The 13,752-nt window shown below is 50.1% G+C and carries 13 protein-coding genes; 8 read left to right on the top strand and 5 right to left on the bottom strand.

The window, feature by feature from the left end:
- The first annotated feature begins 110 nt into the window (after nucleotides 1-110).
- Entirely contained in the window at nucleotides 111-866 is a 756-nt protein-coding gene (locus tag AAH450_RS14075) for an alpha/beta fold hydrolase (RefSeq protein WP_342910768.1), read from the top strand.
- A 211-nt stretch (nucleotides 867-1,077) separates the two neighbouring features.
- The gene (locus AAH450_RS14070; protein WP_342910767.1) at nucleotides 1,078-2,220 is read left to right on the top strand and encodes an alkene reductase; all 1,143 of its coding nucleotides are present in this window, start codon (nucleotides 1,078-1,080) and stop codon (nucleotides 2,218-2,220) included.
- On the opposite strand, the gene AAH450_RS14065 is transcribed toward AAH450_RS14070, so the two are convergent.
- On the bottom strand, nucleotides 2,215-2,970 hold the full coding sequence (locus tag AAH450_RS14065; protein WP_342910766.1) for a YoaK family protein: 756 nt from the start codon (nucleotides 2,968-2,970) through the stop codon (nucleotides 2,215-2,217). The two genes, AAH450_RS14070 and AAH450_RS14065, sit on opposite strands and share 6 nt — an antisense overlap.
- A gap of 372 nt (nucleotides 2,971-3,342) precedes the next feature.
- Between AAH450_RS14065 and AAH450_RS14060 the strand changes: the two genes are divergently transcribed.
- Nucleotides 3,343-3,780, top strand: a complete 438-nt coding sequence (locus AAH450_RS14060) for a DUF3828 domain-containing protein (protein ID WP_342910765.1) — start codon at nucleotides 3,343-3,345, stop codon at nucleotides 3,778-3,780.
- Between the two features lie 32 nt (nucleotides 3,781-3,812).
- On the opposite strand, the gene AAH450_RS14055 is transcribed toward AAH450_RS14060, so the two are convergent.
- A complete protein-coding gene (locus tag AAH450_RS14055; protein WP_342910764.1) occupies nucleotides 3,813-4,748 on the bottom strand; it encodes a VirK/YbjX family protein in 936 nt (311 codons plus the stop codon).
- A gap of 213 nt (nucleotides 4,749-4,961) precedes the next feature.
- On the opposite strand from AAH450_RS14055, the gene AAH450_RS14050 reads away from it, so the two are divergent.
- Both AAH450_RS14050 and AAH450_RS14045 read left to right on the top strand, forming a co-directional pair.
- The gene (locus AAH450_RS14050; RefSeq protein ID WP_342910763.1) at nucleotides 4,962-5,795 is read left to right on the top strand and encodes an AraC family transcriptional regulator; all 834 of its coding nucleotides are present in this window, start codon (nucleotides 4,962-4,964) and stop codon (nucleotides 5,793-5,795) included.
- A gap of 71 nt (nucleotides 5,796-5,866) precedes the next feature.
- Nucleotides 5,867-6,832, top strand: coding sequence for a DMT family transporter (locus AAH450_RS14045; protein WP_342910762.1), 966 nt, complete (start codon nucleotides 5,867-5,869; stop codon nucleotides 6,830-6,832).
- An 840-nt stretch (nucleotides 6,833-7,672) separates the two neighbouring features.
- Here the strand turns inward: AAH450_RS14045 and AAH450_RS14040 are convergent.
- On the bottom strand, nucleotides 7,673-8,068 hold the full coding sequence (locus AAH450_RS14040) for a transposase (RefSeq protein ID WP_342910761.1): 396 nt from the start codon (nucleotides 8,066-8,068) through the stop codon (nucleotides 7,673-7,675).
- A gap of 539 nt (nucleotides 8,069-8,607) precedes the next feature.
- Between AAH450_RS14040 and AAH450_RS14035 the strand changes: the two genes are divergently transcribed.
- Both AAH450_RS14035 and AAH450_RS14030 read left to right on the top strand, forming a co-directional pair.
- Nucleotides 8,608-9,864: an MATE family efflux transporter gene (locus AAH450_RS14035; protein WP_342910837.1), complete on the top strand. Its 1,257-nt coding sequence runs from the start codon at nucleotides 8,608-8,610 to the stop codon at nucleotides 9,862-9,864.
- Nucleotides 9,865-9,871: 7 nt separating this feature from the next.
- A complete protein-coding gene (locus tag AAH450_RS14030) occupies nucleotides 9,872-10,822 on the top strand; it encodes an ATP-grasp fold amidoligase family protein (protein ID WP_342910760.1) in 951 nt (316 codons plus the stop codon).
- 55 nt (nucleotides 10,823-10,877) lie between these two features.
- Here AAH450_RS14030 and AAH450_RS14025 read toward each other — a convergent pair whose 3' ends face one another.
- Nucleotides 10,878-11,159: a YjcB family protein gene (locus AAH450_RS14025; RefSeq protein ID WP_342910759.1), complete on the bottom strand. Its 282-nt coding sequence runs from the start codon at nucleotides 11,157-11,159 to the stop codon at nucleotides 10,878-10,880.
- A 778-nt stretch (nucleotides 11,160-11,937) separates the two neighbouring features.
- Between AAH450_RS14025 and AAH450_RS14020 the strand changes: the two genes are divergently transcribed.
- The gene (locus AAH450_RS14020; RefSeq protein ID WP_342910758.1) at nucleotides 11,938-13,233 is read left to right on the top strand and encodes a diguanylate cyclase DgcN/YfiN; all 1,296 of its coding nucleotides are present in this window, start codon (nucleotides 11,938-11,940) and stop codon (nucleotides 13,231-13,233) included.
- Nucleotides 13,234-13,298: 65 nt separating this feature from the next.
- On the opposite strand, the gene soxS is transcribed toward AAH450_RS14020, so the two are convergent.
- Complete coding sequence (gene soxS / locus AAH450_RS14015) at nucleotides 13,299-13,727, bottom strand: superoxide response transcriptional regulator SoxS (protein ID WP_342910757.1); 429 nt, start codon at nucleotides 13,725-13,727, stop codon at nucleotides 13,299-13,301.
- Nucleotides 13,728-13,752: the final 25 nt, after the last annotated feature.

Raw genomic sequence — 13,752 nt, 5'->3', positions numbered from 1 at the left:
GTGAGGAGGCGGCCTGACGGCACGCCTCCTCTGCATAATCCTGTTCATGCGTGAACGCGCCTCTGCCGGTCAGTGAACCGGGGCGGCTCCAGACATTTGCGAGAAAAATCATGTTTAAAAAATCATTGACCTCCCTGGCATTAAGTTTGTTCCTCTCCACCTTTGCTCAGGCTTCAGTGGCTGAACCGGTGAAAAACGTGGTGCTGGTGCACGGTGCTTTTGCTGACGGCTCTGGCTGGTTACCGGTGGCGCGTATTCTGGGCAAAGAGGGCTATAACGTTTCCGTGGTGCAGGAGCCGGAAACCTCGCTGGCTGATGACGTTGCCGCGACCCGTCGCGTGCTGGCATTACAGAAAGGAAAAACGCTGCTGGTGGGCCACAGCTACGGCGGCATGATTATCAGCGAGGCGGGAAATGACCCGTCGGTGGCGGGCCTGGTGTATGTGGCGGCCTTCCAGCCAGAGAAAGGCGAGTCGCTGCTGACCCTTGCCGGCAAAAACCCGCCGGCCAGCAAGGCGATTACCGAGACCGCCGATCACTATCTCTATCTGAAACCTGAAAATTTCCACGCAGACTTTGCTGCCGACCTGCCGGCAAAAGAGGCTGACTTTATGGCGCGCTCTCAGGTTATGACGGCGGCGGCGGCCTTTAACACACCGGCAGGCGCACCGGCATGGAAAAGCAAACCGAGCTGGGCGGTGGTCTCCACGGAAGATCGCGCCATCAATCCTGAGCTGGAGCGCTTTATGGCTCAGCGTGCGCACAGCAGCGTGACGGAGCTGAAGGGCAGTCACGCCATTTACGCCTCGCAGCCGGAAAAAGTAGCTGCCCTGATTGAGAAAGCGGCAAAAAGCTTATCGCAGTAATCGTAAGGTCATCACACCTGGAGCGGCTCTGATGACAAATAACAGGGGTTTGCCCCGATTTTAGACGACCGGTCTAATCTATATCTGTCGCGTTACGACCGGTCACTCAAATCCTGTTGATTATATCAGGCAGCCTGCGGAACAGGCGTTAAAACGCAAACGGCAGAATTTACCTCTGGCCACCCTTTCGATGATAATTTTGGAAAACGACATGAATCATAAAGCTTTGTTCGCTACCACCAGCCTTGGCCCCTATACGCTTAAGAACCGGATTGTCTTTCCGCCTCTTACGCGGCAGAGAAGCGCCCAGCCAGGGAATGTGCCCACCGATCTCATGGCGGAGTATTATCGCCAGCGCGCCAGCGCAGGGTTTATGATCAGCGAAGGGACGCAAATCGAACCTCGTGGTCAGGGTTATGCCTGGACACCGGGCATTTACAGCCAGCAGCAGATTGAGGGCTGGAAAAAAGTCACCCGTGCGGTGCACGCCGAAGGGGGGATCATTTTTGCACAACTCTGGCATGTGGGGCGCGTCTCTCATTCCGCTTTGCAGCCAGAAGAGGGCGCGCCCGTAGCGCCTTCTGCCATTATGGCGGAGAAAGTAAAAGCTTTTATTGAAACCGGGCCGAATACAGGAACGCTGGTCGCGCCTTCTGCGCCCCGTGAACTGACTCACTCAGAGATTAAAAGTCTTGTCGGCCTCTATGCGCAGGCGGCAAAAAATGCGCTCAGTGCCGGTTTCGACGGCGTGGAAATTCATGCTGCAAACGGGTATCTGGTTAATCAGTTTATTTCGGAGCATGCCAACCAGCGTACCGATGAATATGGCGGTTCTGTTGAAAACAGACTGAGATTTCTGCGTGAAATCGTTCAGGCTATCAGTGATGCCATCGGGCCAGAACGTCTGGGCGTCCGTTTTACCCCGCTGTTTACCAGCACCGATGAAGATCGTGTCTATATCGGGCTGGTCGAGAAAGACCCCCATAAGACCTATGTGGAAGCGGTGAAAATACTGGAAAGCGCCGGTGTGGCATATGTCTCTGTAGCTGAAGCAGACTGGGAAAATGCCCCGGATCTGCCTGAAGCTTTCCGCCGCGAAATCCGGGCTGTTTTCAGCGGGCGTATTATTTATGCCGGTCGCTACACGGCGGAGCGGGGCGCCAGGCTGGTTGAGGAGGATCTGGCCGATCTGATTGCCTTTGGACGCCCCTTTATCGCTAACCCCGATCTGCCTGAACGCATCGCCAATGGCTGGCCACTGAACAATCATCATGCCGCCACGCTTTATGGTGGAACAAGTGAAGGATTTACTGATTACCCGGTTTATCAGAAAGAGCTTCTGAAAACCTCATAAAACCTCTGGCTTCAGGGTGCGTTTTTTTGCCATCAGCAGCGTAAGCGCGATGGAACTTAACGACACCAGCGCCAGAAAAGCGCCGACGGCGATCATGGCGGTAAAGCCAAAGAACTTAAACAGCAACAGGCCGCCAATCCCACCCGCCAGGAACGAAAAAATCGTCACCAGGTGGGTGAACAGCTGGCTGCGCTGTGCCTTTAAATCTTTCGAGAAATCGCGCCGCATCAGCGCGCTTAATACGGACCCCAGGGCTATGCCCGCGTCAGTTAACGTGCCGGTAATATGGGTGGATCGCACACGACCATTAGAGAGCTGGGTAGAGGTGGCGTTGTGAATGCCCATCAGGAATCCCAGCAGCACTATCATTTCGTTATTATGGCTGGAAGAGTAGAAGAACTGCTCAAACAGCGATAACAGGATCAGCGCCACCCCCTCCAGCAACAAAATCAGGCTGAATATCGTTCTGATACTGTTTTTAATCCCGGTGATCACCAGCAGACGGGAAGTGACCGAACCCGCAACAAACGCGACAATAATGGCCGCCAGGATCAGCAGATCGCTTAAATCAGAGGAAGAGACTTCCGTTGAGATTTGCGAGGTGTTACCCGACATATGTGAGGGAAAAAAGCCGAACGCGCCCAGCGCCATCGCGTTCAGCAGGCCAGCTGCGGTAGCGAGTACCAGAGCTAAATGGCGATCTTCAAGATGCGTTCTGTTTCGCTTACTCTTTATCAACATCTGTTGCATCTCTTCTCCCCGAGGTTCTGATTACACAGGCAAAATTACGCCGTTGCCTGCAAAACCTGATTGTAGTGAAAAAAGAGGCCCGTTTGGAAAACAGGTTGCCGGAATGCCGGGTTATTTGTTAAGGAAAATAAGTAATGTCCATTTGCCGCGGTTTATCTCAGTTATTGTCAGTTTTCAGCCATTTTGCTTTCCTGAAGCCTGCCGCTTGCGGCCAGGAGGCGGGCAGGGCTGAGCAAAACAGGCTCTCTGAAGGTGCGGGAGGCACATCCGTATAAAAAGTTACTAAAAAAAAAGCGAATTTCTGCTCAAAGCGCAGCGTGAAAGGGTAAATTAGCAGAGCGTTCCGAACTTTCCGGGTAGAGATGGCATTAGATGAAAAAATGGTTACTGGCGTCAGTGATGGCCCTGTTGGCTTGGCAGGTAACGGCAGCGGAACAGAACAGCGATCCCGAAGCGACCAGCAGAAATTTTTACAGCTGGTACTTAACGGCTTTAAGTAAAGATGAAAGTCCGATCGATGAACACGATCCTGAACTCAACACCTTTGTTACGCCACGGCTTCTTCAAAAAATCAACGTGCTGATCAAAAGCCCGGACGGCATGGATGATGACTATTTTCTTCAGGATCAGGACTACAGCGACGGCTGGGTAGATCATGTGGAAGTGGGGCATTTTACCCTGAACGGTACGACCGCTACCGGAGACGTAACGCTGGGCAACGATGCTGCCGATCAACAGCTTTTGCTGATCACTTTGCATAAAGAAGCGGCAGGCTGGCGAATCGACGACGTCGAAAAAGAGAACAAGTAGCCCGTTTTACAGGGCTATTTCCCCCGTTTATCTCAGGCAATCGCCTCACTGAACTGCTTCTGTATGTCATCCAGCAGCTCATAACGTTTACGGTATTCTGACCGTTTTTTACTGGCTATCTCTTCCAGCGGCTTACGTGGGAAGCTGAGCGGCAGGGCGTAAAGTTTGTCTGAAAGCGGCTGCGCGTTCAGCGTCTGCCAGAATTCATTGTAACTGGCGTGGAACAGCTGACGTTTTTTTAGCCGGTAACGCAGGCTGCGGAAGATATGCCCGTTGTCGCTGACCGCTTCGATTTTTTCAATGCCGGTGGCGGTACAAATCAGGCTCAGCGTTTCCATCAGTAAACGTTTTGGGAACAGCCCGTAACAGGCTTTGGTCGCTTCGCGGATCAGCTCGTGCGGCGTATCCCGATGGGCGCCCTGGATGCCACCAATCATCGCCACTTTTTTGCCATGACTTTCCGTGACCGCAAAGGTCAGCATCGCCAGCTGAACCCCTTCACGCCGGAACAGCAGATTGACTTCCCCTTCTCTTTCACAACGACCGGTGCAGGCCAGCGTAATGGTGAACGTCTCGCCGCTCTTTCCCGCGAACGTGATTAAATCCACGCCCTGGCTGGTGAGCATTGCCTGACGAAGGCGCGGTATGGGCAAATCTTTTACATAGCGATAGTGGTTGATAATCGCGTCAGCGCGATCGGCTGACGGCATGCCGCTGTAAAGGTAAGGGCGGTGTATTTTACTGGGCAGCGTATGCTGAACGGGCAAAATATCGCGCATCACCGGCTCCCCGGTAATGGCTTTTACTATCTTCCAGGTTGTGGCCGGCACGGCAAGAGAACGGAACAGATATTTGATGCGATATTCGCGGTCATACCACAATTTTCCCGGCTTGAATTTTCCGGTGATCAGCGAGAGAAAAAAGGAGAGATTCGTTTCCTGGTGGGGAAGTAAAGTGGTATCAGACATAGCGGCTTATCCAGTGGGAAAACAACAGTCAACCACTCTGACGCTCAACATTTGGTAAACATCTCTGTTCGACTTAAGAAGATTCCTAGTCGTTGAGGCGGCGTTTATCTTGCGGAAGAGTTAAGGCAAATCAGCCGGGCAAACGGCAAAAATGGATCGCCCTGAGCAAACGTCGTAAGCTTATCCTTTCTTCTTTCTCTGTCGGAGAGTCAAGTGCAGGGTGTGCCAGCGCAGTTCAGCGATGAAAAAGATCGCGCCCAGTTTCGCCACCTTGAGGGCTTGCCGGGCGTGGAGCTTTATCATGCCCATATCTCCCGCTATGCCTTTGAACCGCACACGCATGAAGCTTTCGGCATCGGCACGATTGTGGCGGGGGCCGAGCGTTTCCGTTATCGCGGTGTTCAGCATCTTGCCCCTGCCCAATCGCTGGTATTAATGAACCCGGACGAACTGCACACCGGTGAATCAGCTGCTGAAGAGGGGTGGCAATACCGGATGATCTATATTGAGCCACAGCAGCTTGAAGCGTTAACGGGTGAGAAGGGCTGGTGGTTTACTGACGCAGTGCGGTTTGATCCGCTGCGGGCGACACAGCTCTCTGGTTTGCTGGCTGCGTTATGGCAAGCGCCCGATCCGCTGGCGCGGGACAGCTTGCTGCTTTCGCTGACTGAACTTCTCCGCCCTCATGCCCGCATTGCGGAGAAATTGCCTGCTGAAGCTCAACACCGTTTCGATCTGGTTAAAGACTCACTTCGCGAAAATCTGGCCGACACGCATTCTCTTGCAGAGCTGGCCAGCCTGGTTTCACTCAGCCCTTACCATTTCCAGCGTCAGTTTAAAGCGCATTTCCATGTGACTCCTCACCAAATGCTTATGGCCTTTCGTCTTTACCACGCCAAAACGCTGCTCACACAAGGGATCTCTGCGGCGAACGTGGCGGTCATGGTGGGGTTAAGCGACCAGGCTCATCTGACAAAAACTTTTGCCGGCCGCTATGGCATTACCCCCGCGCGTTACCATAAGCAGGTCATCGCCAGCAGGCGATAGCAATTTGCTACAAGCTTTTTACACTCCCCATACCGACAATGTGCCTCTCTTTTGTTGAAAAGAAGGTTTCTATGTTTGCAGGTGTATTGTTTGCTCTGGCTGCCGGAATGATGTGGGGCCTGATTTTTGTTGGTCCTTTACTGGTGCCTGATTACCCTGGGGCGTTGCAGTCTGTTGCCCGTTATCTCGCATTTGGCCTGATCGCACTGCCGCTTGCCTGGCGTGACTGGAAACGCCTGCGTCAGCTTAAGCGCAGCGACTGGAGTGAAGCACTCAAACTGGCCCTGGTCGGTAATCTTCTTTATTACACCTTTCTGGCAAACGCTATCCAGCGCACCGGCGCCCCGGTTTCAACAATGATTATTGGTACGCTTCCGGTGGTGATATCCGTCAGCGCCAACCTGCTTTATGGGCATCATGAAGGCAGACTGTCCTGGCGTAAGCTGACACCGGCTCTGATATTGATTGCGGGCGGCCTGGTGTGCGTCAATATCGCAGAGTTAACGGGAAGTGTTGCTCAGACCGATCTGTGGCGCTATCTCAGCGGCATTGCGCTGGCCATCATGGCGATGATCTGCTGGACATGGTACCCACTACGTAACGCTCGCTGGCTGCGGGAGCATCCGGAGAAAAAGGCGAGCACCTGGGCAACGGCGCAGGGCATTGCTACCCTGCCGCTGGCGATAGCGGGCTATCTGTTAGTGAGTCTGCAATTGCAGATAACTCAGCCCGATTTCCCGCTGCCTTTTGGGCCGCATCCGGGGCGCTTTGTGCCTTTAATGATAGCGATTGGGCTGTTTTGTTCCTGGCTGGGGGCATTATGCTGGAATGAAGCGAGCCAACGACTGCCTACCGTGCTGGTGGGGCCGCTGATCGTGTTCGAAATCCTTGCCGGGCTGGCTTATACCTTTCTTATTCGCCAGAGCTGGCCGCCTCTGCTGACTCTCTGCGGGATCCTCTCTCTGATTGCGGGGGTAGTTGTCGCCACGCGCATTAAACCTGAACCCGTCATCATTAAAGTCGTTACTGATAAATAGATTTATGCTGATAAGTTGACCGACTCCCTTTCTCCTGGCTGGCCGTAAAGACCGCCGTTATTTTGCAGGAACTGTGATGCAAGACGTATTTTTAAGACTATGCCGAGCCGCCCAGGGCCTGCATATAGTCTCTTTCTGCCTGGCACAGTAATTAATTGTTCCGCTATAAGAATAATCGCTAATGATATTAGCGCTGTTTTTGGACAGTCAACAGCGACTACTTAATGGCAAAATTGCATTTTTTGAGACGCTTTATGTAAAGTAAAACCACACTTAACTCAAATATTCTGCTCTGGGAAAGGTCAGGAAAGCGCTTTAAATTCGCTTAAAACATTAGAAATGCCCAGGTTAAGGATTCTGTTTTGTCTGTTTTTTAACCGCAAATGCAGCTATGCATAAGTAGCTCTACTTAATTTGTGGTAGCAAAGCTGATGCTTTATCCCTGTCGGTCTGCGCAATACGGGGTTTGTGACTGGAATGAGGCGTAGCAGAAAGAGCGGAAATTCGCCAGAACGATCAAATTCCTGAACCATTCATAAAAAGAAAAAGTTTATGGAATTTAAAGTAGTATGGTTGTTTTCTGTGCTTATCGTTAGCGGAATTAATGTCATGAAAGGCGCATTTATCTTTGGATTCAAAGATAAATGCGCTCATAAGAACTTGAATTTGAAAGGTTTTTAGCTGGTGATGAATAAATGAACAGCTGGTTAGGGGACGATAATGACAACTAACTCATCACAAAAAAGCGTCTCCCTGAAATGGGTTCGTACTTTTCAATTAGCATTGGAAATATTTTAATTTGGTCCTGCAAGTAATAATGAAATGTGAAGTTGCTCTCAATTAATGATTTTCTACATTGTAGGGATAGTGGTAAACACTGCGACTTATATCCAACAAACGGCAGCTGCGGCGGGTGCCGATATCAAAAGTATCCTGCAAATAATTAACTGCCTGACGTTTGTCATTGGTAGTAAAGAAGTTTTTCAGAACGCTTTGCAGCATCTCCTTATCTGATAACAGAGTCTGCAACTCACGCTCCATACTATGAACTTTCTCTTCTAACTCCTTGATTTTCCTCCCTTCCTCAGAGGAAAGGCCGGCAAATTTTTTCTTCCAGCTGTAAAAAGTCGCCTCAGATATGCCCAGTTCGTCACAAATTTCTTTCACCTTTACACCGCATTCAGATGCTTTAATAGCGCTGGTGATTTGCTCTTCGGTATATCGTGACTTTCTCATAAATGCTCTTCCCTTTCTTAACTATAATGTGATGAGAATGACTGCAATAATGAATGGATCTGATAATTCCATAAATTAGGGCAGCCTGTGTAAGTACGCGATTTGAATGGCAACGATTAAGTTAAGTGATTATGAAGAAATATCATCATGGGATTTCTCCTATTTTATTTCCAAAGTCCCGAGTTAGCTTTCGATATGCGGCTTTTTGATATAAATTCGTCTCATGCCATCAACAAGGCCAGCGAGTAATTCAGAATACTCCAGCAGGTAAGCGGTAAAATCTGTGCCATGATAATTAGCGCCAAAAGTGGCGTAGGGAAAACCCTTCAGGATTTATCTTCGGAAAATTTCAAAACAATTTTCAGTGATGAAGATGGGAAAAACGAACGCTTTTGAATAAGCGCGGATTAGGATTAATCCGTATTATAAATTTTAGGTCCAATTTTAACGCCAGATTTATTGAGCGTGTTACTTTTCCGTTTTCAACATGGATGTTCGAGTTATTGCAACAAGTGATTAGTTTTACAAAGGATGCTTCGATGAAACACAGCGCTATGTCAAACGCCATCTGGATGATGTCGGAAAAGGTTGTTTCCGTATTTGGTGTGATATTTGTCACATCCTATGTCGCAAAATCCTTTGGGCCTTCGATATTCGGGCAAATAGCATTTTCTGCCTCACTTTTTTCAATTGTTCAGACTATTGCGATTTTCGGTACTGAAACTATTCTGTTTAAAAGTATCAGCAAAAGTGCGGCAAAAGGAATACGGCTGATGGCGGTGACCAAACAGCTGCGAATGGTTCTGTTGTTACTCTTGTCCGTGCCGGTATTAATTTACGTCTGGCTGGAAATGCGGGAAAACTTCCTGGTTTTCGCTATCGCATCGTTTCTCTCTGCGATGTTTGTTACCCAGGATATTTTCAGCGTATATAACAACGCCCGGCTGGAATCACGGATGAATACGGTTGCCAATGCCACCGGTATGCTCATCAGCTTTGCGATCAGTTTTCTGGTAGCGTGGTTTAAGCTCAGCCCTCTGCTGCTTTCGTTCTCTATAGTGGCCGTCACGCTGGTGCCTTACGTGATCAAGCGTAGCCGCTTCTATCAGGCAAACAGCATCAGCCCACCACCTAAACGCAAGCACAGAAGCTATCTGCGTTATCTGCTGCATGCGGGCTTACCGCTGGCTATATCCAGCGTGTTTATTTCGATACAGGTGAAGCTGGCGCAGTTTTTCCTGGTGGGCTGGGGGTCAGCGCACGAGCTGGGGCTGTTTACCGCCGCCAATACGATTTCTGCCTCCTGGATCTTTATTCCAGTGGCAATCATTACATCCTGTTTTTCTGAGATTTTCAGGGAGCGCGCGGATGTGGCAGTAAAACTGGCCGCAAGGCTGAATGGCTATGTTATGGCAGTTTCATTTTTGATGCTTCTTGTCGTCGCGCTGTTTGGCGAAAAGATCATCACTACCCTTTATGGGCATGACTACACACAATCGGGAAACCTCGTTACGTTATTGTCATTGGCAACCTGCTTTTCGGCAATGGGAACAGTAGCTTACCGCTATATGGTGAAAGAAGGTGGTTTTAATTATCTGCTGGTTAAGATTGTTTTACTGGTGGTGATTAGCGTAATAACCAACTGGTTTTTCATCCGTTTCTGGGGATTAACAGGTGCTGCCTGGAGCGTACTGGTAACAGAACTGCTCTCCCTGACGGTAATGAATTATCTCTTTAAGAATGGTGTCATTCTTAAAATACAGCTTTCCTCACTCAACTACAAAACCTACAAATGAGGTAAAAATGTTAAAACTCAAAGCAGAATTGAGAAAAGGCGTCTTATACCTGCTTAAAAAAATGCCTTGGTCCTATCAGGACAGAATTCATTATTTTCACAGATTTAAGCGGTTACCTAACATACACCAGCCAAAGTTATTTAATGAGAAGATTTTGTACAGGAAATTTGTTACCGGCGACTATGTTCGCTATGGCAACCTTTCGGATAAATTTCTGGTGCGCGACTACATAGCAAAAACAATTGGTGAAGAGTATTTAATTCCCATGCTGCATGAAACGGCAGACCCGATCACGCTGCTTGGTCTTAAATCGCTTAAAAATACCGTGATTAAACCGAACCATGGTTCTGGTATGGTAGAAATATTGCTGGAAGAGCCGGACTGTATTCAGAAACAGCTGTTGGTTAAACGCTGTGAAGAGTGGCTGAGCCGCGATTTCTCACACCATTCCCGTGAGATCCATTACCGCTATATTAAGCCGCGGATTGTTGTGGAGGAGTATGTGGGCGACGGTAAACTTGCCGCTGTGGATTATAAATTCCACATGTTCAACAAGAAAGATGGCAACTTTGAGTATGTTCTGCAGATTATCTACAACCGCTGCGGTAATGCGCCACTCTCTATGAACTTTTATGTGAACAGCCTGCAACAGTGCTTCTACAAAATCCGTGACACGGGGCTGGATATCAGCGGCGACAGAGAAACGCTGGAAAAGGCGCTGGCACTCAGTAAGAAGCTGGCCAGTGATTTTGACTATGTGCGGGTAGACTGGTACATCAATGAAGGGCAGATTTACTTTGGTGAGCTTACCTTTACGCCGGGTGCTGGCCTGGTAACTGGGCTTGATATGGGTCTGGATAAAATGATGGGTGATATGTGGCTACAGGAAAAGAAGGCGGCTAATCTGCCCGCGACTTCTGACGTCACGCCACTGCCGGTAGCGCTTAAAAAGATCTGAATTACCCGATCGGATTAACGAGCCGTTTCTCCGGGAGAAATCGGCTCGCTTGTTTTCAGGGCATAGGATAATCAGTAGGGGTGTGGCTCATGACGTCGATGAACACATCTTTAGTGATGTGCCAGAAGTTGTGCAGATTTTCCATACTCAAGGTGATGCCTAACAGCCCTGTAACGAACCAGCATGACATGCCGATCCCTACACCAGTAAAAATGAAAGCGATGCCGTTACGGCTGGTTTTACGGCACTTCACGTTAAAGGTGCTGGCTAAAAACATCATTACTGCACTAACCAGTTCCCATCTCATCAATACCAGGCTAGCGGTTAAGGTACCCATATCTGTTTATACTCCAGGTAAGACTGCCCTGACAAAAGGCCGCGTCATCACCCGTTCAGATGAAAAGTTGCCAGGTTACTTTCTATCTGAGCAGACACAAAGAGGCGCAGAAGTGTGATGACGGTCACATTATATCACTCGATTTTAAAATTTGAATAAAATTTAGCCCTGGTATGGTAGTTTTTTGCGGCGGTGCTAAATAAGCTTTTATTTCCTGAGGTTTACATAATTATTCCATAAATCGTGAATAGCTGAATTATTACTGTGGCATCATGCCGGAACAGCGCTTGCCAGTACGCTGTTCGTCAGAAAAACATGATTTCGTTATTAAGAATATTATTAGCGGAGCCGGAGGCAGGCTGATTTTTGAGACGGGAAATGACAATTAATTCTATTAACTAAAGGTCTGGCTTATTATTTTACGCTGCCCCTTAGCGTTATCTTTCCGGCGGTAAGGGAAGTTAATCCGCCATTTAGTTGATAGCTAATTTGCGTGGCGTTTTGCGCCTCTGTTATTTCAGGATTAAGTCAAATTTCCTCTTTGGGATGAATCCGACCTGCTAAACGTTGTGCAACCCGCCCATGGGCTGTAGGCTTTTTCTTAATCAAAATCCTTACCTCTCATCCCTTTGCATTTTACGGGACGGGCAGGCTTTGCCTGAAAATTAGCTCACTGAATAACGGCTTAATTGGTCAGCAGCGGGCAATAAAAACAGAAAGGAGCTTTTGTGTTTTTAACTCAACGCTCATTCACCGCCATTCAGGCGAGGGAGGAGGCATGTCTGACTATTCTGAGCAGGCTGTAACAACGGGCCAAAAGCCATTGCCGACGCTGCGCAAATCTCTGCAACGCATCTATCTGGCGATCATTGTCGTGTCGCTGATGTTCAGCGGGGGCTCGCTGTCGGTGCTGTCTCTGTTTGCGCTGCGCAGTTATGCAGAAAATAACCTTCAACTGGTCGCCACTACGCTGGGCTACAGTCTGGAACCCGCGGTGTTAGGGGGCGACAGTGCCACCGCCAGCGATATTGTCCGGCAAATTGCGGCAACAGCAGAGTTCGGTCAGGCCAGGGTTCTTGATGCCAATAAAAAGGTGCTGGTCAACTGGCCAGCTTCCGGCACCCGACATGCTGAAGGTCCGGGAGAGCTGGTAACACACTGGCTTTTCCCGCAGCCGGTCAGCGTGCCCATCATGCATTCCCGACAGCAGGTTGGTGAAGTGTGGCTGACGGGTGATGCCAGCCGGGTGATGCACTATCTCAGCCAGGCGTTGAAATGGCTGAGCGGCAGCCTGTTGATCACCGCTATTCTCGCCTTCTGGCTGTCAAACAGAATGCATACCGGGATCCTGAGCGGCCTGCTGAATATTGCCTCTGTGGCCCACGATGTCCGGATACGTCGCGCCTTCTCAATGCGGGTGCCTTCTTCTTCTATTGCAGAGCTGAATAAGCTGAGCGGCGATTTCAACAGCCTGCTGGATGAGCTGACAGAGTGGCAGCATCACCTGCAACGTGAAAATGATTCGCTGGCACATCAGGTATTGCATGACGCGCTGACCGGCTTACCCAACCGAAAGGCTTTTGAACTGGAACTGAAAAAGCGGAGTAACGATCCTCTGATGGCAGACAAACTGGCGGTGCTGTTTATCGATAGCGATCGTTTTAAAGAGGTGAACGACACCCATGGCCATGCCGCCGGAGATACCGTACTGGCAGCAACCGCGCAGCGCCTGCGCGATAATTTACGCAAGGGAGATATGGTTGCCCGACTGGGAGGCGATGAGTTTGCCGTCTTGCTGACCGGAATCGAAAGTGGCGGACAGGCGGCAAGAGCGGCGGAAAATATCACAGAGGCGATGCGGGAGCCGATTCAGTTGGGGAACGGCAAAACGGTCTCGCAATCCCTGAGTATTGGCGTGGCGCTCGCCGGAGATCATCCTTCCGGGGAGGCACTGCTGGCCAGGGCGGATGCGGCGATGTACCACATCAAAGAGCTGGGCGGCGGCTGGTATTTCTCCCCCTCATTTTGGGGCCAGGATCCGCAGGCCGCGCCCCGGAACAGCCGACGGCTCTGAACAGTTATGGCAGGGACAACGCCCTTCATAACCCTGAGTCGCTGAAGCAAGGAGGAGGCTGGCTCTCAGCCGCAGACCGGCGCGATTGTTTTATCGGTCACACTGGCACAGGCATGCGTGGCGAAATCGCTGCAATCGAAGCGATAACCTGAAGGGCGGATCAGCGACTGGCGACGCATCATGTGGCGGTAAGCCGTGGGGGTCTGCGAAAACTGACGGCGAAACACGCGTGAGAAGGTCTGTTGTGAGTCGTAGCCATACTGCATGGCGATATCAAATACCGGGCGCTGCGTCTGGCGTAACGCTTCAGCCGCCAGCGTCAGGCGGCGCTCGCGGATATAGTTGCCCAGCGTCTGTTTAGTGACGGTACGAAACATCCGCTGTAAGTGCCATTTTGAATAGCCCGATTTTGCAGCCACTTCGTCAATCGACAACGTTTTATCGAGATTGCCTTCAATCCAGTCGGTAAGGGTGTGAATGATGTCGTCATGCATACTGCTCTTCTCCCTGGTGAGAAAT

The sequence above is a fragment of the Erwinia magellanica genome (assembly GCF_039023495.1).
GTDB lineage: Bacteria > Pseudomonadota > Gammaproteobacteria > Enterobacterales > Enterobacteriaceae > Erwinia.
Note: the sequence above shows the minus strand (reverse complement) of the source record. Positions and strands in the feature narration are given on the sequence as shown.

Bases quoted from the DNA above. Each gene is read 5' to 3' on its own strand.
- AAH450_RS14075 (WP_342910768.1), top strand. From the start codon at position 111: ATGTTTAAAAAATCATTGACCTCCCTGGCATTAAGTTTGTTCCTCTCC.
- AAH450_RS14070 (WP_342910767.1), top strand. From the start codon at position 1,078: ATGAATCATAAAGCTTTGTTCGCTACCACCAGCCTTGGCCCCTATACG.
- AAH450_RS14065 (WP_342910766.1), bottom strand. From the start codon at position 2,970: ATGCAACAGATGTTGATAAAGAGTAAGCGAAACAGAACGCATCTTGAA.
- AAH450_RS14060 (WP_342910765.1), top strand. From the start codon at position 3,343: ATGAAAAAATGGTTACTGGCGTCAGTGATGGCCCTGTTGGCTTGGCAG.
- AAH450_RS14055 (WP_342910764.1), bottom strand. From the start codon at position 4,748: ATGTCTGATACCACTTTACTTCCCCACCAGGAAACGAATCTCTCCTTT.
- AAH450_RS14045 (WP_342910762.1), top strand. From the start codon at position 5,867: ATGTTTGCAGGTGTATTGTTTGCTCTGGCTGCCGGAATGATGTGGGGC.
- AAH450_RS14040 (WP_342910761.1), bottom strand. From the start codon at position 8,068: ATGAGAAAGTCACGATATACCGAAGAGCAAATCACCAGCGCTATTAAA.
- AAH450_RS14035 (WP_342910837.1), top strand. From the start codon at position 8,608: ATGAAACACAGCGCTATGTCAAACGCCATCTGGATGATGTCGGAAAAG.
- AAH450_RS14030 (WP_342910760.1), top strand. From the start codon at position 9,872: ATGTTAAAACTCAAAGCAGAATTGAGAAAAGGCGTCTTATACCTGCTT.
- AAH450_RS14025 (WP_342910759.1), bottom strand. From the start codon at position 11,159: ATGGGTACCTTAACCGCTAGCCTGGTATTGATGAGATGGGAACTGGTT.
- AAH450_RS14020 (WP_342910758.1), top strand. From the start codon at position 11,938: ATGTCTGACTATTCTGAGCAGGCTGTAACAACGGGCCAAAAGCCATTG.
- soxS (WP_342910757.1), bottom strand. From the start codon at position 13,727: ATGCATGACGACATCATTCACACCCTTACCGACTGGATTGAAGGCAAT.